The sequence below is a fragment of the Bradyrhizobium sp. genome (genome assembly GCF_030646015.1).
GTDB lineage: Bacteria > Pseudomonadota > Alphaproteobacteria > Rhizobiales > Xanthobacteraceae > Bradyrhizobium.
Window position 1 is genome coordinate 77,325 of sequence record NZ_JAUSLT010000164.1, and the last position, 18,692, is coordinate 96,016.

16 protein-coding genes are annotated in these 18,692 nt (G+C 65.3%); 9 read left to right on the top strand and 7 right to left on the bottom strand.

Annotated elements, in window-relative coordinates; genetic code table 11:
• Positions 1 to 25: 25 nt before the first annotated feature.
• Together Q7T45_RS24390 and Q7T45_RS24395 are read right to left on the bottom strand one after the other, a co-directional pair.
• On the bottom strand, positions 26 to 1,225 hold the full coding sequence (locus Q7T45_RS24390; RefSeq protein ID WP_304874315.1) for an extensin family protein: 1,200 nt from the start codon (positions 1,223 to 1,225) through the stop codon (positions 26 to 28).
• Positions 1,226 to 1,742: 517 nt separating this feature from the next.
• Positions 1,743 to 2,438: a DUF2147 domain-containing protein gene (locus Q7T45_RS24395; protein ID WP_304874317.1), complete on the bottom strand. Its 696-nt coding sequence runs from the start codon at positions 2,436 to 2,438 to the stop codon at positions 1,743 to 1,745.
• 196 nt (positions 2,439 to 2,634) lie between these two features.
• Here Q7T45_RS24395 and Q7T45_RS24400 point away from each other — a divergent pair, with 196 nt between their 5' ends.
• From Q7T45_RS24400 to Q7T45_RS24410, 3 genes are all read left to right on the top strand, one after another.
• Positions 2,635 to 3,396, top strand: coding sequence for a DUF2147 domain-containing protein (locus Q7T45_RS24400; RefSeq protein ID WP_304874318.1), 762 nt, complete (start codon positions 2,635 to 2,637; stop codon positions 3,394 to 3,396).
• A 249-nt stretch (positions 3,397 to 3,645) separates the two neighbouring features.
• The gene (locus tag Q7T45_RS24405) at positions 3,646 to 3,963 is read left to right on the top strand and encodes a hypothetical protein (RefSeq protein WP_304874320.1); all 318 of its coding nucleotides are present in this window, start codon (positions 3,646 to 3,648) and stop codon (positions 3,961 to 3,963) included.
• A 182-nt stretch (positions 3,964 to 4,145) separates the two neighbouring features.
• Positions 4,146 to 5,486 (top strand): FecR domain-containing protein, encoded by a 1,341-nt coding sequence (locus Q7T45_RS24410; RefSeq protein ID WP_370691352.1) that lies wholly within the window; start codon positions 4,146 to 4,148, stop codon positions 5,484 to 5,486.
• Between the two features lie 20 nt (positions 5,487 to 5,506).
• Here the strand turns inward: Q7T45_RS24410 and Q7T45_RS24415 are convergent, their stop codons facing one another.
• The gene (locus Q7T45_RS24415; protein ID WP_304874322.1) at positions 5,507 to 6,085 is read right to left on the bottom strand and encodes an NUDIX hydrolase; all 579 of its coding nucleotides are present in this window, start codon (positions 6,083 to 6,085) and stop codon (positions 5,507 to 5,509) included.
• Between the two features lie 86 nt (positions 6,086 to 6,171).
• The gene (asd, locus tag Q7T45_RS24420; RefSeq protein WP_304874324.1) at positions 6,172 to 7,059 is read right to left on the bottom strand and encodes an archaetidylserine decarboxylase; all 888 of its coding nucleotides are present in this window, start codon (positions 7,057 to 7,059) and stop codon (positions 6,172 to 6,174) included.
• A gap of 34 nt (positions 7,060 to 7,093) precedes the next feature.
• Between asd and Q7T45_RS24425 the strand changes: the two genes are divergently transcribed.
• Positions 7,094 to 8,758 (top strand): aminotransferase class III-fold pyridoxal phosphate-dependent enzyme, encoded by a 1,665-nt coding sequence (locus Q7T45_RS24425; RefSeq protein WP_304874326.1) that lies wholly within the window; start codon positions 7,094 to 7,096, stop codon positions 8,756 to 8,758.
• Between the two features lie 30 nt (positions 8,759 to 8,788).
• On the opposite strand, the gene Q7T45_RS24430 is transcribed toward Q7T45_RS24425, so the two are convergent.
• From Q7T45_RS24430 to Q7T45_RS24440, 3 genes are all read right to left on the bottom strand, one after another.
• Entirely contained in the window at positions 8,789 to 9,406 is a 618-nt protein-coding gene (locus tag Q7T45_RS24430) for a hypothetical protein (protein ID WP_304874327.1), read from the bottom strand.
• Between the two features lie 131 nt (positions 9,407 to 9,537).
• Positions 9,538 to 10,227: a class I SAM-dependent methyltransferase gene (locus Q7T45_RS24435; protein ID WP_304874328.1), complete on the bottom strand. Its 690-nt coding sequence runs from the start codon at positions 10,225 to 10,227 to the stop codon at positions 9,538 to 9,540.
• A gap of 63 nt (positions 10,228 to 10,290) precedes the next feature.
• Entirely contained in the window at positions 10,291 to 11,346 is a 1,056-nt protein-coding gene (locus tag Q7T45_RS24440) for a glycosyltransferase family 1 protein (RefSeq protein WP_304874330.1), read from the bottom strand.
• A gap of 135 nt (positions 11,347 to 11,481) precedes the next feature.
• Here Q7T45_RS24440 and Q7T45_RS24445 point away from each other — a divergent pair, with 135 nt between their 5' ends.
• The 5 genes from Q7T45_RS24445 to Q7T45_RS24465 all read left to right on the top strand — a co-directional run.
• The gene (locus tag Q7T45_RS24445) at positions 11,482 to 12,885 is read left to right on the top strand and encodes a TAXI family TRAP transporter solute-binding subunit (protein WP_304874331.1); all 1,404 of its coding nucleotides are present in this window, start codon (positions 11,482 to 11,484) and stop codon (positions 12,883 to 12,885) included.
• Between the two features lie 291 nt (positions 12,886 to 13,176).
• Positions 13,177 to 13,857 (top strand): L,D-transpeptidase, encoded by a 681-nt coding sequence (locus tag Q7T45_RS24450; protein ID WP_304874332.1) that lies wholly within the window; start codon positions 13,177 to 13,179, stop codon positions 13,855 to 13,857.
• A 290-nt stretch (positions 13,858 to 14,147) separates the two neighbouring features.
• On the top strand, positions 14,148 to 15,737 hold the full coding sequence (locus Q7T45_RS24455; protein WP_370691354.1) for a DUF4403 family protein: 1,590 nt from the start codon (positions 14,148 to 14,150) through the stop codon (positions 15,735 to 15,737).
• Between the two features lie 187 nt (positions 15,738 to 15,924).
• Positions 15,925 to 16,584 carry an ABC transporter ATP-binding protein gene (locus Q7T45_RS24460; protein ID WP_304874337.1) on the top strand — a complete coding sequence of 220 codons (660 nt, stop codon included), beginning with the start codon at positions 15,925 to 15,927 and terminating at the stop codon, positions 16,582 to 16,584.
• Positions 16,581 to 18,692 (top strand): ABC transporter permease (locus Q7T45_RS24465; RefSeq protein WP_304874333.1); only part of this gene is annotated, 2,112 nt, incomplete at its 3' end. The genes Q7T45_RS24460 and Q7T45_RS24465, both read left to right, overlap by 4 nt.

Consider the following 18,692-nt stretch of genomic DNA (forward strand, 5'->3'; position numbering starts at 1 on the left):
GCGTGCGCGTACCGGGGCACGCGCCCTAATCGTCCATGAACTCGTCTTCTTCGTTGACCTTGTCGTTGGCCTTATGCCGATGCGACACGCTCTTGCGGGCGCCGATCGATCCGGTCACGTAAGCTTCGCGCGCGGCATAGGGGGTGCGCTGCCCGGCGCGGCCGGCGATCTCCTCGCCCGAGATCGCGGCGGGCTGGCAGATGGTGCGCTGGCTCTTGCGGCGCATCAGATCGACGTGGATGTGATCGTAGTGATAGATGTTGGAGCCCGGCGCCAGCACGGTGTTGAACTGCTGGCAGGCGGCAGCCTGGATGTCGCGCAGGAATCCCTGCTCTTCCGGCATGCCCTTCCAGCCGTTCTTCACTGTGACGGTTCGTCCGTCGGCCAGCGTGAAGGCTGCGATATCAAGCGCGTTGCCGAAAGCGTGCTCGGAGATATGCGCGCGCGAATTGCCGTTCATGCCGCGGCAGGAATAGGCAGAGATCTGCTTGATCTCGACCACGCGGATACCGAACCAGCGCATCGCGGCGGGCTGCACGGAATCGGCCAGCCAGCGATCGAGCGCCGAGACGATCGGACAGGCCAGGGTCGCCGCGGGCTTCATCGCCACCGGACCGAACGCCGCGACGGAATTGCCCTGCGCCGGTCCGAGCCGCGGCAGCGGCTGCGCGCTGGCGGGACGTTCCGAATAGGGCGCGGGCCCGCGATCCCTTGGATAGGCCGACGGCGACGGATAGCCTCCCCTGCCAACCGGCTCCTCCGAGGCGCGCGCGATCTCGTCTTCTTCCGGGGGGACGACGCCGGGCGCCGTCAATGAAATCGGACCGTTCGACGGCGCGCCATAGCCGCCCGGCTGGCGCATCGAACTGTCGGGATAGGAGGATGGCGGTGGAGCAGCCCGAGGCGGCTGCGAAACCGGCCAGCGCGGGCCGTTGCCGATGGCGCCGGGCGGCCGCAAATCGTCGGCAAAGCCGAAACTGCCGATGCTTTCGCCGAGGGCGGCCACCTTGAGCGGATATTCCGCGCCGCAGACCCCGGGGCCCGAAATCGGGTTGATTCGAACCAGTTCGGCGTTTTCTTTCACCGTCCCGGACTTCAGGCATGCCAATTCGGCCTCGGCCCGCCACGGTTCGCGCTCCGCGGACTGAAAAAATCCGCGGCCACAGCCCGCTAGCGAAACAAGGACGAAGGAGCCGACGAGATACAAACGAACTCCGCGCGTCATGCGCGCACGTTCAACGAATATATTTAAGGACTCTTCAACGCGTTGATTTCACGCTTCTTTAACCATGTTGCCGCCGTTCCATCCTGTGGACAGACGATAATAGTGCAGCAAGGCTGACTTTTTGCGTTGGGAACGCTTTGCTAGCTTTGGGAGTTGAGCGGGCAGTGACGTGAACGACGGAGATTTCGCGATGACCTTGCTGGGTCCCTGGGTCAGCAAAGTGAGCGTTGTTACCGCGTATGCAGCCATCGCCTTTGTTGGCGCCATCGTGCTCGGGGTGTTCTAACTCGATCACCACAACCCCAAATGAATCAGCGCCCGGCGGCCTGGAGCCATCCAGCCGCCGGGCGTTTTCATGCGTCGAAAGCCATGACCGCTTCCGGTTTCTGAGCCGACCACGGCGAGAGATCGCAGCCTCGGGGCTCCCGATGGGAGCCCTGAAAACGGCGACAGGTTGTTCCGTTCCGCCGGTGGTCGATAACAACAGCCGGACACACAGAGACCTCACCGAGCTCCGCTAAGACCGCGGCTCCGTCGACAACTGCCGCGAGGTGATCAGCTTCTCCGGCCGGGTGACGGTCCGGCTCCAATTGTTGCCCGAACAGTAAAACCTTCCGAGCGCGCAAGCTTCGACCCGCAGCGCATTCGCTCCCTTCAGCGCCATGGTGCCGTAATAGGTATCGCCGCTGTCGTGGCTGTAAACGTTGCCGGTCCATTGCGAGCCGGTTTTCGGCTTCATATTCACCAGCACCGCCTCGCCCTTGTCGCTGGAGGATGGGTTGAGCGCATAGCCGCACAGCGCCTTTCCGCAGCGCTCGATGCGGACCGCTCCCTTGCTGCCCTCGCTCTGCCAGTCGCCGACAGGTGTATCGGCCGGATCGTCTTCCACCTGATGCGAAACGCTCGACACCTGCGGCGCAACGACCGCCGGTGGCCGGACGGCTTCGGCCGGCGGCGGAACGATCGGCGGCTGCACGGCGGCCGGCGTTTTCACCGGCTCGGTCACGTCGCGATCATCCTCGTCAAGGCGATCGCGCCCACGGCGCACCTGATAGATGCCCGGAATCGAAATCGAAACGCATGACGGAGAGTTGCAATGCCGGGGCGCCTCGATGCGGATGCGGTGTCCGCCGACGACGAAGGAAAACGTATTGCCGGCATGGGCAGATGAACTGAGCAGCATCAGCACGATGAGAAAACAAAGTCGCTTCATCGCAAGACTCCCGAGGAGTGTCCCGAATGCGGTGCGGAAAACTAGCGCCCGCGCAGCTGCACCGAATGTGATTTGAATCACCGTGCCGGAATGTCTGGCGCAGCCGGCCGCCTGGGTGACGCAGATCACGGAAGGCGGCTGTCGGCCCGCATAGGGTCCGGGCAAGTTCAAAAACCCGCTGCACCAGGAGGCTCACATGAAAAAGCTCTTCATACTCGCCGCGCTGCTGATGGCGACGACATCGGCCCAGGCCGGCAATTCGATTTCCTTCCAGATCGAGGGGCACAAGATCCGCATCGAAGCGCCGAGGAATTGCGACTCGCTGTCCTGCATCAGGATCTCGGCGCCCAGTATCTCCGGCTCCAGCATCTCGGGCTCCAGCCTCGGTAATTTCAAGGGCTTCAAGTCGAAGGGCTCCAGCGACGATACCGAGGTTGCCGAACCCGCGCCGACGACAGCACCGGCCGCGCCCGCCCCGGCTCCCGCCGTTCAGGCGCCGCAACCGGCGGCCCCCGTCGCCAGCACCGCTCCGGTCGCAACTCCCGCGCCGGCCGCGCCGACGACGGTGGCGACCGTCTCGCCCGCGCCATCCGTCGCCGTCGAAGCGCCTCCCGCTCCGGCAGCTGCCCCGATCACCGCACCACAGCCCGCCCCGGCCGCCGCGGCGCCTGCGCCGACCACCCCGCTCGGCATCTGGGCCACCGAAGAGAACAAGGGCAATGTCCGGATCGAGGAATGCGGGCAGAACCTGTGCGGCTATGCCGTGAAGACCGGCAAGAAGATCCTGATCAACATGAAGCAACAGGCTTCCAAATGGACCGGCACGATTCACGACCCCGATAGCGGCCGCAATTACGACTCGACGATCGCGATGAAGGGCACCAATGCGCTGCGGGTTCAGGGCTGCGCCTTTGGCGGCATGTTCTGCGGCGGCCAGACCTGGAAGCGCGTCAGCTGAAGCATCGATCTTGAAAAAGCCCTCGCGGATTTCCGCGAGGGCTTTTTGCTGGCCGGACGGCAATGGTTAACGATCGGTGCGACGGCAGCGATGAAACAAATCTCAACGCGATGAAACCAATTTGCGGGTTTGACGCAAACGTCCTGAAACGGATGCCGGGTAGTTTCTTCGCAACGAAACGCCGGGGACCGGCGCGTGACTTAGGCAGACTTGACTTAGGCGAATTTGGGCGCTCACAAGGGGACATCAATGACTTCAACTGGTTCGAATTTCGGCGGCTGCAAATTGCTGGTCGCCACCGTACTCGCCTTCGGCATGCTGACGACGGCCTCGCTCGCCCACACCGCGGAGCAGGAGCAGATGTGCGCCAGCGACGCGATGCGGCTGTGCAGTTCGGAAATTCCCGATGTCAATCGCATCACCGCCTGCATGCACCGGCAGCGCGCGGCGCTGAGCGACGGCTGCAAGGCCGTATTCCGCAAGGAAACGCCGGCGGCCACTCCCGTGAACTACACACCATCGAAGCCCGGCAAGCCGATCAATCTGGCGCCGGCCAGGGTGAAGTAAGCACGCGGTCGATCGCGGCATGAATTCAATGGCCCGCCGGTTGCTCCGGCGGGCTTTTGCTTGTCCGCAGCGATCCCGCGCTTGTTCACCCGCGGTTCAGCCGTGCCGGTCTTTCAATGTCGGGGCTGTTCAATCGTGAGCGGCCTTGTATTCTGCAGGCCCATCTCCGGTCGGAATCCATCGTGACAGCGCATCGTTTCCTGGTTGCAGGCTGGCTGCTCTGTTGTCTGGCGCCGGCCGGCATGCCCGCACTCGCAGCAGACGGCGTGAACGAGCAGGTCAGGCTGGCCCAGGCCGCCCAACCGCAGGCGCAGCCGGCACCGGCGGCGCCCACCGCGGCGGCGCCAGGCGCCAGCGCGGACGCGCAAGCTCCCGAAGAGCCGATCGGCAATGTCGCAACCGTGGTCGGCAACGCCACCGTGACGCGCAACGACGCCGCGATCCCGCTGAAGGTCAAGGACGAGATCTATCTCAACGACGTGGTGCAGACTTCGGCGAAATCGTCGCTCGGCATCACCTTCAACGACGCCACCACCTTCAATCTCACCGCCAACGCGAAGATCACCATCGACACCTTCGTCTACGAAGACGGCGGCAAGAACAACGCCGCGTTGTTCGAGGTCGTCAAGGGCACGGTGGCGTTCGTCGCGGCCTCGGTCGCCAAAACCGGCGACATGAAAATATCGACGCCGACCGCGACGCTCGGCATTCGCGGCACCTCCGGCGTGGTCGAGGTGCCGGAAGACGCCTCCGCCACCAGCCGCAACAACGTCGCGGTCAAACTATATCCGGACGCGGACGGCAAGGTCGGGCGGATCGAGGTCAACGACCGCGCCGGCCTGCGGCTCGGCTTTCTCAGCCAGGGCGCCAGCGGCTTTACCATCCGCGCAGGCGCAGGCGCGCGCTTTGCCGCGGTGCCGCTGACGATTTCGCCGCAGCAGATTTTGCGCGATCAGGGTTTCGTGCGGCAGGTTCACTCGACGCAAAATCTCGGACGCCGGGTGGTCAACGAGCACCGCGCGTTCCGCCGCGCCAATCCGGGACTGCTCAATCCGAACCGGCCCAACCGCTCGGGTCAGCCAGGCGGGCTGCGGCCCAACGGACCGCAGCGGCAGAACAATTTGCAGAACCGGCCCGGGCAGCAGCAACAACCTGGCCTGCCCAACCGGCAAGGCCTAAATCGACAAGGCTTGAACCGACAAGGCTTGAATCCACAAGGCTTGAATCCACAAGGCTTGCCGCAGCGCGCGGGTTCGCCGGCGCAGCCGCGCGTGACCGGACAGCCGGCCCTGCCGCCGCGGCCGGGTCAGTTGCAACCGCCCGGCGGGCCAACGCGAGCCGGCGCGCCGGCACCGGCGCAACCAAACGCACCGGGCTTGGCGCCACGGCCGAACCTTCAGCAGCCCAATCTACAGCCGCAGCAGGGCGCGCCCGGCCTGCTGCGACCTGGATTGCAGAACCGGCCCGCGCTGCAGCGGCGACCGGCCGCGCCGGCAAGGCGACTGCCGCGGGAGATTCGCTAGCAACGATTCGCGGCTATGGATCAGGCGCCGCGCCGCAGCCAGTCCCGCACTTTCTGCACCAGACTGCGCCGGCCTTGAGCCGTCCTGAACGCATCGTGGTTTTCAGGTTCAAGCGCCGGCGCCGGGACCGCCGCGTCGGAAAATGGCTCAGGCTGCCCGGTCTTCGGCGGCCGCGCCGTCCCGCCAACCGCGGCCCCCTCCAGCGCCAGCGGACCGACATTGGCCAGAAACGCGCGCTCATAGCCGCGCGAGAGCCGTTCAACGGCCAGGTCGAGCGGCAGCCAGTCGACCGCCTTTACATCGCGCATCAGGGCGTGGACCTGCCCGCCCCTGGCTTCCATCCGCCAATAGTGCACGACCTTGGAGCCCCGGTTGGACTCGTAGACCAGCGTTCCCAGAAATTCGTGCACGGAGACATCGTGTCCGGTCTCTTCCAGCACCTCGCGCTCGGCGGCGGCGCGCGGCGTTTCGCCGTCATCGAGCTTGCCCTTGGGGAGGACCCACTCGTTGCGTTTGCGCAAGCGCACCACCGCGAACAGCGGCGTGTCCCCCTGCCGCAGCACAATGCCTCCCGCGGCCAATACAGGCGCCCGCGCCATCCTGCGTTCCAATTTTGCGATTTCGAATCCGGTCCCGGTCGTCCGCTATATAGCGGCGCCCGGCGGCAAAATCGAGATCAGTGCGATCAGGAGGTCCGGACCGTCCGCGCCGCCGGTCGCCGCATCAGCGGCTGACCGGCCTTGATCCGCGCGGAGTCCACCACATTGTCGCAGAACTCGAAATGATCAGGCGCCAGCACGATGATGGTCGAGCCGTGCTCGAACCAGCCGAGTTCATCGCCCTTGCGCACGCTTGTATCGCAGGGGAAAACCGTCGGCCCGCGGCTTTGCGCATTGAGCGTGAGATCGAGAAAATGCAGCCGCAGGCTCGCGACCAGGATCGCGGCCACCGGCACCAGCGTCAGCGCCTCGCCTGTTGCCAGCCGCGTCTGGATCACCGCCCGTTCGTTCCTGCAGAACAGCCGCTCGACCCGCTTCAGCGCGATCGGATTGACGTTCCAGACATCGCCATGAACGAAGGTGACCCGCTCGATCCTGAAATCATGCGGCGCGTGGAAGCGATGATACATGCTGGACATCAGGCGCAGCGTAATGAACCGGCCGTTGCGGTGCTGCTCGACCAGCGCGGGGTCGCCGAGCAGGTCCAGAAGCGAGTAAGGCGCACCCTTGATCTGAAACAGCTCGGTCTCCTCGATCCGGCCGTGCGCGCCGATGATGGCGTCGCACGGGCTGACCACGACGGCAGGATCGGGGTCGACCGGCCGCAGCCCGGGGCGAAGCTCACGGACAAAGCAATCGTGCAGGCTCTTGAAGCTGGTCTTGCGCGCCTCGCTGAGGTCGAGTTCGGAGAACAGCCGCCAGCACGCGATCGACATGTCCCTTACGACAGGGTTTTCGATTCTGCTGAACCAGCCCATGAACCGGGTCAGGGCCGCCCGCGGAATCCGGTTGGTCAGCAGGAAATTGAGATTTTCCTGCTGGGTCAAAGCGGCGATCAGGCCTCGCACTGTCATGATCCTGTCAGCTGTACTGGTTAGCGCTGGTGGCATGGATTCGCCTCTCCCGATTCTGGCATTGTCCGCGGTTGCGATAACCGGCGCCGCGACAGTCTTTCCCAAATTGAACGCCCGGCTGGCGCTTTCGCGGGCCAAGCACCGCTCGCTGACGGGACATTCCAAGATGTCCCGCATGGTCGCGCGGCTGGTGCCGTTCTACGAATTCGGCATCGATGATTTCTTCCGCTCGGACGGCGCGCCGGCCGAAGTCGCGCTGCAACGGCAGGACGGCTTCTTCAAGCTGGCGGCGCTCTACAAGGAGCGGTTCCCCAAGGGCAGGCAGATGACGCTGCAGGCTTCGGAGCGAATCTCCGACCTGCAATTCACCGAGGCCTACCGGGTGCCGTTCCAGTACAGCCGGCTGGTCCGCGAGCATCTTGGCACCAGCGCCTTCATGGAATCGTCCGCGGGAGTCACGGTCACCGACCCCGACGGCAACGTCTTCCATGACCTGACCGGCTCCTACGGCGTCAATATCTTCGGCAATGATTTCTACAAGGAATGCATTGCGAAGTCCGCGGCGCGTGCCCACGCGCTCGGCCCGGTGCTCGGTTCCTATCATCCCGTCATTACCGACAACGTCGCGCGGCTGTGCGCGATTTCGGGACTCGACGAGGTCTCGTTCCACATGTCCGGCACCGAGGCCGTGATGCAGGCAGTGCGGCTGGCCCGCTATCACACCGGCCGTTCGCATCTGGTGCGCTTTGCCGGCGCCTATCACGGCTGGTGGGGCGACGTGCAGCCCGGCGTCGGCAATCCGATTTCGCCGCACGAGACCTATACGCTGGCCGATATGTCGGAGAAGACGCTGCATGTGTTGAAGACGCGGCGTGATATCGCCTGCGTGCTGGTCAATCCGCTGCAGGCGCTTCACCCCAACGCCGGCGCCCCCGCCGATTCCGCGCTGGTCGACAGCTCGCGAAAAGGACATTTCGACCGCGCGGCGTACGGCGAGTGGCTGAAAGCCCTGCGTGACGTCTGCACCGAACGCGGCATCGTCCTGATCTTCGACGAGGTCTTCGTCGGCTTCCGGCTGGCTGCCGGCGGCGCCCAGGAGTATTTCGGCGTCCGCGCCGACATGGTGACCTACGGCAAGAGCCTGGCGGGCGGACTGCCGGTCGGCGTGGTCTGCGGCCGCAAGGACCTGATGCGCCGCTACCGTGACGATCGCCCGGTCGACATCTGCTTTGCGCGCGGCACCTTCAACTCGCACCCTTACGTCATGACGGCGATGGACGAGTTCCTCACGCGGCTGGAAGATCCCACCTTCCGCAGCGTCTATGACGGGCTCGACGACACCTGGGACCAGCGCGCGCGGCAGCTCAACGAACGGCTGGCCGCGCAGGACCTGCCGGTCCGGGTCGCCAACCTGTCGTCGATCTGGATGGTGCAATATACCGAGCCGTCGCGTTACAACTGGATGCTGCAATACTATCTGCGAGCGGAACAGCTTGCCCTGAGCTGGGTCGGCACCGGCCGTCTGATCTTCAGCCTGAATTATACCGACGCGGATTTCGCCGCAGTGGCCGACCGCTTCGTGACAGCAGCCGAAAAGATGAAGCGGGATGGCTGGTGGTTCCACGATGCCGCGCTGACCAACAAGGCCATCCGCCGCCAGATCCTGAAAGAGATGATCACGCGACGACGGTCGCAGTGAGCCGGCGACCGTCGTCTGGATCATCTGCTGTCAGGCGCGCTTGACGTGTTTGTCGAGGCCGGGATCGATCAACTCGCCCTTCAGCAAGTACAGCGGTGACTTGTAGTACAGTTTGAGGTCGCTGAACGGGTCGGTGAGGATCTTGGTCATCCATACGAGGCCGGTCTCGACGTCGCGGATGAAGAACAGGTGCACGGTGCGGAACAGCAGACCGCCGATCCCGATCGCCAGCCAGACCTTGGCGACCTGATGCATGAAATCAGCCGGTGAGCTCCAGGGCGCGAAGATCCCGAACAGGGTGGGATCGAGAAACAGCACCAGCGGCGACAGCGCCCAGATCGTCATCAGCACGATCTTGCGGTTCAGATTGTAGCCGACCTTGATTTCTTCCTTGTGGTCGTGGGTCGCCTCGTTGACGTGATCGTAGCCCTTCGGCTCGAAGAAGAAGTGACCCGCCTGCCTCGTGGTCATCGAGACCAGCCAGCCGATCAGGGCCGCGGCCACCGGATCGAAAAACAGCAGCACATAGGCGATCAGGAAGCTCGCGGCACTGACGAAGTGCAGGCTCTGGTTGATGCGGCTGTGATGGTAGTAGCGATGGTCGTCCCACCGTTGCGTTCGCAATTGTTCGCGGAAATTGCTCATCATCTTCTCCCCAAAGGCAGGCTCAAGCCATGTTGATTCGATTTACCGGGATTCGATGTCCGGCATGTGACGACATCATAATGACATGCGCGGTTTCGCGACGCCGCGGTCGGCGGCCGCCCGCGCGCGCAAGCCTAGGCGGCGACCGCGACGGCCTTGATTTTACGGAAACGGATCAGCGAGAAATGGCCAAGCGGCGGCACCGGGCGGCGCTCGATCAATTCCATGCTGTGCGCACCCGCCAGCCATTGCGCGTAGCGCGACCAGGCGAATTCGGTTCGCCAGCCGAGCTGACGCACCACCGGCTGCAGCCGCTGCTCGATGAAACGGCGCATGCCGGCATCGGCGCTGACGCGGCTCAAGAGGATCAATTCGCCGCCGGGCCGCAGCACCCGGGCGAATTCGTCCAGTGCGACTTCCGGGTTGGGCACCGCGGTCACCACATATTGCGCCATCACGACGTCGAACGAGCCATCGGGAAATTCGAGCTTCTCCGCGTCCATCACCGCGAGGCCCTCGACATTCTTCAGGCCCAGATCCGCCACCCGCGCCTTCGCCTTGCGCAGCATGGCCTCCGAAATATCGGTGCCGAAAATGCGAAGGTGGGACGCGTATTGCGGCAACGAAATGCCGGTGCCGATTCCGACCTCCAGCACGCGACCGCCGATGCTGTTGGTGGCCGTGATCGCGGCGCGCCGGCCCTTGCTGAACACGCCGCCGAACACGAGGTCATAGATCGGGGCCCAGCGGTCATAGGCCTGCTCGACCGTCTCGCGGTCGAAGTCCAATTGCCTGCTACCGTCCAGTTTGATGATTTCTGCCATGGAAACTCCAACTCGTTTGTGATGATCGGGCGGTTAGCCTTGATCCGTTCAGCCTTGATCCGTTCAGCCTTGGACCGCACTTTGGCCCGCCATGCGGCGGGTAGGTCGCAGCGAACGGCTCGGTTGCAACGCAGAGAGATTGCCGATGAACTGCCTTGCGCTGTTTTCCCAGGAGCGCTCGAGCGCAAAACGGCGACAGGCTTCACGGGACAGGCTCAGCGCGCCGATGCAGGCGCGGCGCAGGTCCGTATCCAGCGCGCCGATCGGGTGATCCGCGATCACGTCCAGCGGCCCCGTGACCGGAAACGCCGCGACCGGCGTGCCGCACGCCAGCGCCTCGAGCTGAACGACGCCGAACGTGTCGGTGAGGCTCGGGAACACAAAGACGTCCGCAGCCGCCAGGTGAGAGGTCAAATCGCGGCCGGTCTTCTCGCCGAGAAAGCGGGCCTTCGGATAACGGCGCTCCAGCTCCGCCCTCTGCGGCCCATCCCCGATCACGACCTTCGATCCCGGCAGGTTCAGTGCGAGAAACGCCTCGAGATTCTTTTCGACGGCGACGCGGCCGACCGTCATGAAGATCGGCCTCGGCAGGTCGAGCTCGGCCGGATCGTCGGGCCGGAACAAATTGGTGTCGACCCCGCGCGTCCAGCTGCCAAGCTTCCGGAAGCCTTTGGCGCTGAGTTCCTGCCGGAGCGACGAGGTGGCGACCATCGTCATGGCGCCGGCGGCATGGAAGTGCCGCAGCACCGCATAGCTCAGCCAGGCCGGAATGATGCAGCGTGCCGCGATGTACTCCGGAAAGCGCGTCGTATAGGACGTTGTGAACGCCAGCTTGCGACGGCGGCAATAGGCGCGCACCGCCCATCCGATCGGTCCCTCGGTCGCGATGTGAATGGCATCAGGCGATGCCGCCTCGATCCGGCGGGCGATCTCGCGCCGGTTCGGCCAGGCCGCCCGCAAGCCCGGATAGGTCGGCACCGCCATCGACGGAAACCCTTCCGGGGTCAGGAAGCGGATTTCGGCGCCGAGCGACGCCGCGCTGCGGGCCAACGAGGTTAACGTCCTGACGACACCGTTAACCTGCGGATGCCACGCGTCTGTCGCAATCAATATCCGCATGAAGGAAAGCCCGGGCGTTTGCTGATTCTCGCTTCCCGACGTTCGGCCATGGATATTTCATGCGTGTGACGTCATCGATGTGCGACCGATCTTTTTCCGGCGGCACGCACGTTTTTCGTGTAGCGTGGCAGGACAATGTCATCATCAGATCCCAGCGATAGCCCGGACACGCCGCCCAGACGCCGCAAGCGGAAGGACTATTCGCTGCTGCTGCTGGCCGCCGGCATCTTCCTGTTCGGCGCCGCCGCAGCCGGGCTCTATTACATCCTGCAGCCCGTCACCCTGCGCATCGCAGTCGGACCGGCCGGCAGCGACGACCAGAAACTGGTGCAGGCGCTGGCGCAGACCTTTGCCCGGGATGGCAGCGCGGTGCGGCTGCAGCCGATCACCACCGACGGCGCGATCGAGAGCATCGCGCTGCTGACGGCCAGGAAGGCGGACCTCGCGGTCGCGCGCGGCGATCTGGATTTGCCGGCCGACGCCCAGTCGGTCGCCATCCTGCGCAAGAACGTCGTGGTGCTGTGGTCGGTGGCCGGCCTGCCGGCCAAAGGCGCGAAGAAACCGCCGGCGCCGAAAATCAAGGAGCTCGGCGATCTCCCCGGCCATCGCGTCGGCGTCATCGGCCGGACCAAGACCAATGTCACCCTGCTGCGCGTGATCCTGACCGAATCCGGCGTCAATCCCGACAAGGTGGCGATCACCCAGTTCGCCACCAACCAGATCGCCGAAATGGCGCGCGATCCGACCATCGCAGCCTTCATGGCGGTGGGTCCGCTCGACAGCAAGATCACCATCGAGGCGATCACCGCGACCGCGAAGGCGCGAGGCGAACCGAAATTCCTGCCGATCGAGGTCTCGGAGACGATCGCGAAAAAGCACCCGCTCTACGAAGCCGAGGAAATCCCCGGCAGCACCTTCAGCCCGTTGCCCCCGAGGCCCGAGGACAAGATCGACACCGTCAGCGTCAACCATCTGATCGTCGCGCCGAAGTCGTTGTCGGATACCGCGGTCGGCGGCTTCGTCCGGCAATTGTTCACCGTGCGCCAGACGCTGGCCAGGGAAGTGCCCACGGCCGCCAAGATCGAGAAGCCGGATACCGAAAAGGACGCGGCACTGCCGGCGCATCAGGGGGCCGCGGCCTATATCGACGGCAATGAACGCACCTTCCTGGAAAAATATACCGACTATGTCTGGGGCGCGATCCTGGTTCTCTCAGGCCTCGGATCCGCCGGCGCCTGGCTGCGTCACTACTGGAAGCGGGATGAACGCGAACAATACGGCGAGCATCGCGACAATTTGCTCGACATCATTTCCAGGGTGCGGCTGGCGGAAACCCCCGACGAACTGACCGCCATGCAAAACGAGGTCGACGGCGTGCTGCGGGAAACGCTGGATTGCTACGATGATGGCGCGATCGAGGAAGGGGACCTCGCGGCGATCGGCCTCGTGCTGGACCAGTTCAACCATGCCGTTGCCGACCGGCGGACCGCCATCGGCGATGTCGCCCCCGAGGAGCCGGCGCGGATGCGCGCGCTATAGTCCGGCGACGAAGCGCCGGGCACCCCGCCCGAACTGACCCGGCGACGAGGGCCCGGCCTGCCCCGTTACAAATGCCTGAAACAAATCGATAAAAACTTCGGCGGCGGGGTCGGGAACGGCTAACCGCGGGCCGCTTTGGTGGGCCCACGAAGCCGCAATGAAACAATTCTTAAGCCGATGAAACCATTTTGGCGACATTGTGCAAAGCTCCTGAAACGCTTGATCGGTATTGATTTCCCCAACGACGCGCCGGGGGACACTGGCGCGCAGGGCGCTAAACAGGGGTCGATCATGTTCCACTCAGCCAATTCCCGCCTCGTTGCCGCAGCACTCGGTGCGCTGGCAATCGGCACGTTCGCATTTGCCGGCTCCGCCGCGGCGGCACCGGTGCAGCTGTTTCCCTTCCTCATGGCGCCTCCGGCGCAATCGGCTCCGCCGGTGCAGGCCGCCCCCTCCGACGATGACGAAGGCACCGTGCGCGAGATGCCGGCGCGCCTGAAGCGCCAGGTCGTCAACTACGCCACCCGCGAGGCGCCCGGCACCATCATCATCGATACGCCCAATACCTATCTCTATTATGTGCTGGGCGGCGGGCAGGCGATCCGCTACGGCATCGGCGTCGGCCGCGAGGGTTTCACCTGGTCGGGCGTGCAGACCGTCACCAGGAAGGCGGAATGGCCGGATTGGACCCCGCCCGCGGAAATGATCGCGCGCCAGCCCTATCTGCCGCGCTACATGGCCGGCGGCCCCGGCAACCCGCTCGGCGCCCGCGCCATGTATCTCGGCGGCACCATCTATCGCATCCACGGCACCAACGCGCCGCACACCATCGGCACCCACGTCTCCTCGGGCTGCCTGCGCCTGACCAATGAAGACGTCACTGACCTCTACTCCCGCGTCAACGTCGGCACCAAGGTGATCGTGCTGCCGATGGACCGCCGCGCCGACAATACCAACGGCAGGCGCGGGTAATAGCGCCCTCCCAAATGTGACCGAACAAGATGGCGCCGCTTCGGCGCCATTTTTGTTTCTGGTCCCGCCCCTCGTTTCGTTGGATTAAGCCGCCAACCTTCGACCGTCATTGCGAGCGAAGCGAAGCAATCCAGCTTTTGTGCAGCAGTAAGAAAGCTGGATTGCTTCGTCGCAAGCGCTCCTCGCAATGACGGCTGCTATCACCGTGTTCCATTGCTGGCATCAGCAGTGCCCTAGCGCCCCCCTCACCCGCCCTATAAACTCCGCTGCTGAATCAATCCGGGGAAACGATGCGTCTGCCGAAAAGTCTGATGGGGCTGCCGATCAGTCCAAAAATGATCCTGCTCGGGGTCGCGGCGCTCCTGGCCTCGTTTTTCGTCAGCCTGAAAGCGATGGACTGGGTGGCGCCGCGCGGCACCGTGGGTGCGCCCGTGCTGGTCCAGTTGCCGCCGCTGCCGCCGGCGCCGCGCGCATCCAGCATCATCGCGCCGGTGGCGATCGCGCTGTCAGCGATTCGCGACGCCGCCGAGCGCGGCGCGCCGCGCACCTTTGCCGGCAAGGCCGACAATCCGGTGTCGCAGATCCTGCAGAATGCCGACATCGGCTGGACCGCCTCGCGCGGGCCGATTGCGACGACCGGCGCCCAGGACGTGCTGTCGCTGGCGACGCCCCTGACGGGAACGCTGAACGTGACCGGCTCGCTGTCGGCGAAGGCGACCGGCGCGGTCGGCGATGCGCTGGGTGGCCTGCTCGGCGGCGACCTCGGCAAGAAGATCGGCAGCGTCAACATCAAGAACCTCAACGCCAGCGCCGAGATCAAGGGCAACGTCGTCATCACCGCACGGCCGAAGCTCGCCGCCGCCTGGCGCATCGAGCCGAATCTGGCGGCGCAGGTCAATCTCGGCGACACCAGCCTCGTGGTGGCGGGCGCGCGCGTCAACGTGCCGGCGCAGGTCAAGCCGCTGATCGACAAGGCGGTGGCCGAGCAGATCATGGTGGCGCAGGCGCGGATCCGCAACGATCCAGCACTTGAGCAGAACGCGCGGACCCAGTGGGCCAAGGCCTGCCGCTCGATTCCGCTGCAGGGCACCGGCGCCACCTCGACGCTGCCGGCGCTGTGGCTGGAGCTGCGGCCGACCCGCGCGATCGCGGCGCAGCCGCGTGTCGATGCCTCGGCGATGACGCTGACGCTGGGCATCGAGGCCGAGACCCGCATCACGCCGGTGCAGACCAAGCCGGACTGCCCGTTCCCGGCGACCATCTCCATCATCCCGCCGACGCCGGGAGGCATCAGCATCGGCGTGCCGATCGACATGCCCTTCACCGAGATCAACAAGATCGTGGAGGCGCAGTTCGCCGGCAAGACGTTTCCGGAGGACGGTTCGGGATCGGTCGACGTCACCGTCAAGCGCGCCAGCGTCGCGGCCTCCGGCGACCGGCTGCTGATCTCGCTGCTGGTCAACGCCAAGGAGAAGAAGAGCTTCTTCGGCCTAGGCGGCGAGGCCAATGTGCATATCTGGGGCCGGCCCGTGCTCGATCAGGCGCAGCAGACGCTGCGGCTGACCAACATCGAGCTCGCGGTGGAATCCGAAGCCGCGTTCGGCTTGCTCGGAGCCGCCGCCCGCGCGGCGATGCCGCATCTGCAGCGGGCGCTGGCCGACAAGGCCACCATCGACCTGAAACCGTTCGCCAGCAATGCGCAGAAGAAAATCGCCGCCGTGATCGCCGATTTCCAGAAGAACGAGGACGGCGTGCGGGTGGCCGCCGAAATCACCAGCCTGCGGCTCGCCGAGATCGCCTTCGATTCGAAAACGCTGCGCGTCATCGCGGAAGCCGACGGCATGATGAACGTCTACCTCTCGGCACTGCCGGGGCTGTAACGCGGGATCCGCTGGGGGCCAAATTGACCTGTCTCAAACGGCGGACGGCCCGACGCGTTATCCATGGTCGCCGCTCATTGGGGCGCGCGGGCAATAGCAGGACATCGTGGCGCTGAACCAACCCCGGCAACAAGGCGAACCGCGTCGCGTGGTGTTTCAGGCGCGCGATCTGTCCAAGACCTACAGGATGGGCGAAGTCGAGGTCCACGCGCTCCGGGACGTCAATCTCGACATCTACGAGGGCGAATTCGTCGTGCTGCTCGGCCCCTCCGGTTCGGGCAAGTCGACGCTGCTCAACATCCTCGGCGGGCTCGATGCGCCGACCGGCGGCCAGGCGCGCTGGCGCGACCACGACCTCGTCGGCGCCGACGACGCCGAACTGACGCGCTACCGCCGCGAGCATGTCGGTTTCGTGTTTCAATTCTACAATCTGATTCCGAGCCTGACCGTGCTCGAAAACGTGGCGCTGGTGAACGAGATCGCCGACAAGCCGCTCGATCCCCGGGAGGCGCTGGCGCTGGTCGGGCTCGAAAAAAGGCTCGACCATTTTCCCTCGCAGCTTTCCGGCGGCGAGCAGCAACGCGTCGCGGTCGCGCGCGCCATCGTCAAGTCGCCCGACGTGCTGTTGTGCGACGAGCCGACCGGCGCGCTCGATTACGAGACCGGCAAGGTCGTGCTGGCCGCCATCGCGCGGGCCAACCAGCAGCTCGGCACCACCACCATCATCATCACCCACAACGCGGCGATCGCGGGCATGGCGGATCGAGTCCTCAGCCTCGGCGGCGGCCGCATCGTCGGTGAGGTGCGCAATCCGCGCCGCCTGACGCCCGAGGAGGTGCGCTGGTGACCCTGCTCGATCGCAAGCTGCTGCGGGATATCCTTGCCATGCGCGGGCAGGTGTTGACGATCGCCCTGGTGGTCGCCGCCGGCATGGCCGTGTTCATCGCTTCGATCTCGACCTACGATTCGCTGCGCGCCGGACGCGATCGCTTCTACGCAAGTGCGCGCTTTCCGCAGGTGTTCGTGACGCTCAAGCGCGCGCCACTCTCGGTGGTGGCGCAGCTCAATGAAATTCCGGGCGTCGCCGCGGTCGAGCCGCGCATCGTGCGCGACGTCATTATGGACTGGCCCTCCGCCCTGTTGCCGGTCTCCGCGCGGATGGTCTCGCTCACGCATGCCGGCGACGAGCCGCTGGCGCGGCTGCACGTTCGCCGCGGCACGCCGCCGGAACCGGGCGACACCCGGACCGCCGCGATCAACGAGGCCTTTGCCGAGGCGAATTCCGTTCAACTTGGGACCGACGTGCCGGTCGTGCTGAACGGCCGCATCCAGAACTTTCGCGTCGCCGCCGTCGCGCTGTCGCCCGAATATGTCTACGCGGTGAAGCCGGGGGTGCCGATCCCCGACGACCGCTTCTACGCCGTGCTCTGGATCGACCGCAGCGCAGCGGAGGCCGCCTTCGACATGAACGGCGCGTTCAACGACGCCATCGTGTCGCTCACCCCGGGCACCGACCCCAGGCAGGTGATCGACGAACTCGACCGCCTGCTCGAGCCCTATGGTTCGGTCGGGGCCATCGGCCGGCGGGACCAACCCTCGAACCGTTTCCTCGAGGACGAACTCAACCAGCAAAAGGTGATGTCGATCACCATTCCCTTCATCTTCTTCGGGGTCGCGGCGTTCCTGCTCAACGTCGTGCTCAGCAGGCTGGTGACCGCGCAGCGCGAGCAGATCGCCGCCTTGAAGGCGCTCGGCTTTCCGACAACTCCGCTGGTGCTGCACTATCTCAAGCTGGTCGCGGTCGTCGTCCTGTTCGGATCGGCGCTTGGCCTGGCCGGCGGCCTGGTCTTTGGTGAGGCGATGGTTGCAAGCTATCACGGCTTCTTTCGCCTCCCGGCGCTGGTTTTCGAATTCACGCCATGGTCCGCGGTCGTCGGCTTCCTGATCAGCTTTGCGGCGGCATCGCTCGGCGTCGTGACGGCGCTGCGAAACGTCGTCGCGCTGGCTCCGGCGGTGGCGATGCGGCCGGCCGCGCCGCGGCGTTTTCACCGTTCGTGGATCGAGGGGCTGCTGTCCGCGAAGACGCTGACGCCACGGCGTGTGCTGGCGATCCGAAATTTTGCCGGCCGCCCGCTGCGCAGCGCTTTTACCATCGTCGGCATCGCGCTGGCGGTGCCGATGGTCGTGCTCGGGCTGTTCTGGCGGGATGCGATTGACCAGATGATCGAAGTCCAGTTCAACCTGGTCGAACGCGGCAACGCCATGGTTACCTTCCCCCATCCGCTCAGTCGCACCATCATCGGCGATCTCGCGCGCGAGCCCGGCGTGCTCGTCGCGGAAGGCCTTCGCATCGTGCCGGTCCGCCTGCGCGCCGGGCATCGCAGCTATTTGACGTCGGTGATCGGCCTGCCGTTCGACGGCGGACTGCGGCGTCCGCATGATGCCGCGCTGCGGCCGATCGACGTGCCGCCGGATGGCATCACCCTCACCCGCCGGCTGGCCGAGCGGATCCAGGTCACCCCCGGCGAGACCGTGACGATCGAGGTGATGGAGGGCCGGCGTCGCAAGATCGAACTGCCGGTCAGCGCCATCGTCGACGAGACGATCGGGATGTCGTCCTACATGGAGATCGATACCCTCAACCGCCTGACCGGCGAGGGCGCGGTGGTTTCGGCCGCATCGCTGTTCGTGGAGCCGACGGCGCTTCCGGCGCTGTCGCGGCGCTTCAAGCAGCTTCCCGTCATCGAGTCGGTAGCGATCAAAACCTACACGCTGAGCTCGTTCCTGGACAAGATCGCGGGCATCGTTCTGGTCAGCGCCGGTATCCTCACGGCCTTTGCCGTGATCGTCGCGGTCGGCGTGGTCTACAACAGCGCCCGGATCGCCTTGCAGGAGCGCGCCTGGGAGCTCGCCAGCCTGCGGGTGCTCGGCTTTACCCGGGCCGAGGTGGCGCGG

Coding starts and splice junctions, on each gene's coding strand:
- Q7T45_RS24390 (WP_304874315.1), bottom strand. CDS start 1,225: ATGACGCGCGGAGTTCGTTTGTATCTCGTCGGCTCCTTCGTCCTTGTT.
- Q7T45_RS24395 (WP_304874317.1), bottom strand. CDS start 2,438: ATGAAGCGACTTTGTTTTCTCATCGTGCTGATGCTGCTCAGTTCATCT.
- Q7T45_RS24400 (WP_304874318.1), top strand. CDS start 2,635: ATGAAAAAGCTCTTCATACTCGCCGCGCTGCTGATGGCGACGACATCG.
- Q7T45_RS24405 (WP_304874320.1), top strand. CDS start 3,646: ATGACTTCAACTGGTTCGAATTTCGGCGGCTGCAAATTGCTGGTCGCC.
- Q7T45_RS24415 (WP_304874322.1), bottom strand. CDS start 6,085: ATGGCGCGGGCGCCTGTATTGGCCGCGGGAGGCATTGTGCTGCGGCAG.
- asd (WP_304874324.1), bottom strand. CDS start 7,059: ATGACAGTGCGAGGCCTGATCGCCGCTTTGACCCAGCAGGAAAATCTC.
- Q7T45_RS24425 (WP_304874326.1), top strand. CDS start 7,094: ATGGATTCGCCTCTCCCGATTCTGGCATTGTCCGCGGTTGCGATAACC.
- Q7T45_RS24430 (WP_304874327.1), bottom strand. CDS start 9,406: ATGATGAGCAATTTCCGCGAACAATTGCGAACGCAACGGTGGGACGAC.
- Q7T45_RS24435 (WP_304874328.1), bottom strand. CDS start 10,227: ATGGCAGAAATCATCAAACTGGACGGTAGCAGGCAATTGGACTTCGAC.
- Q7T45_RS24440 (WP_304874330.1), bottom strand. CDS start 11,346: ATGCGGATATTGATTGCGACAGACGCGTGGCATCCGCAGGTTAACGGT.
- Q7T45_RS24445 (WP_304874331.1), top strand. CDS start 11,482: ATGTCATCATCAGATCCCAGCGATAGCCCGGACACGCCGCCCAGACGC.
- Q7T45_RS24450 (WP_304874332.1), top strand. CDS start 13,177: ATGTTCCACTCAGCCAATTCCCGCCTCGTTGCCGCAGCACTCGGTGCG.
- Q7T45_RS24455 (WP_370691354.1), top strand. CDS start 14,148: ATGCGTCTGCCGAAAAGTCTGATGGGGCTGCCGATCAGTCCAAAAATG.
- Q7T45_RS24460 (WP_304874337.1), top strand. CDS start 15,925: ATGGGCGAAGTCGAGGTCCACGCGCTCCGGGACGTCAATCTCGACATC.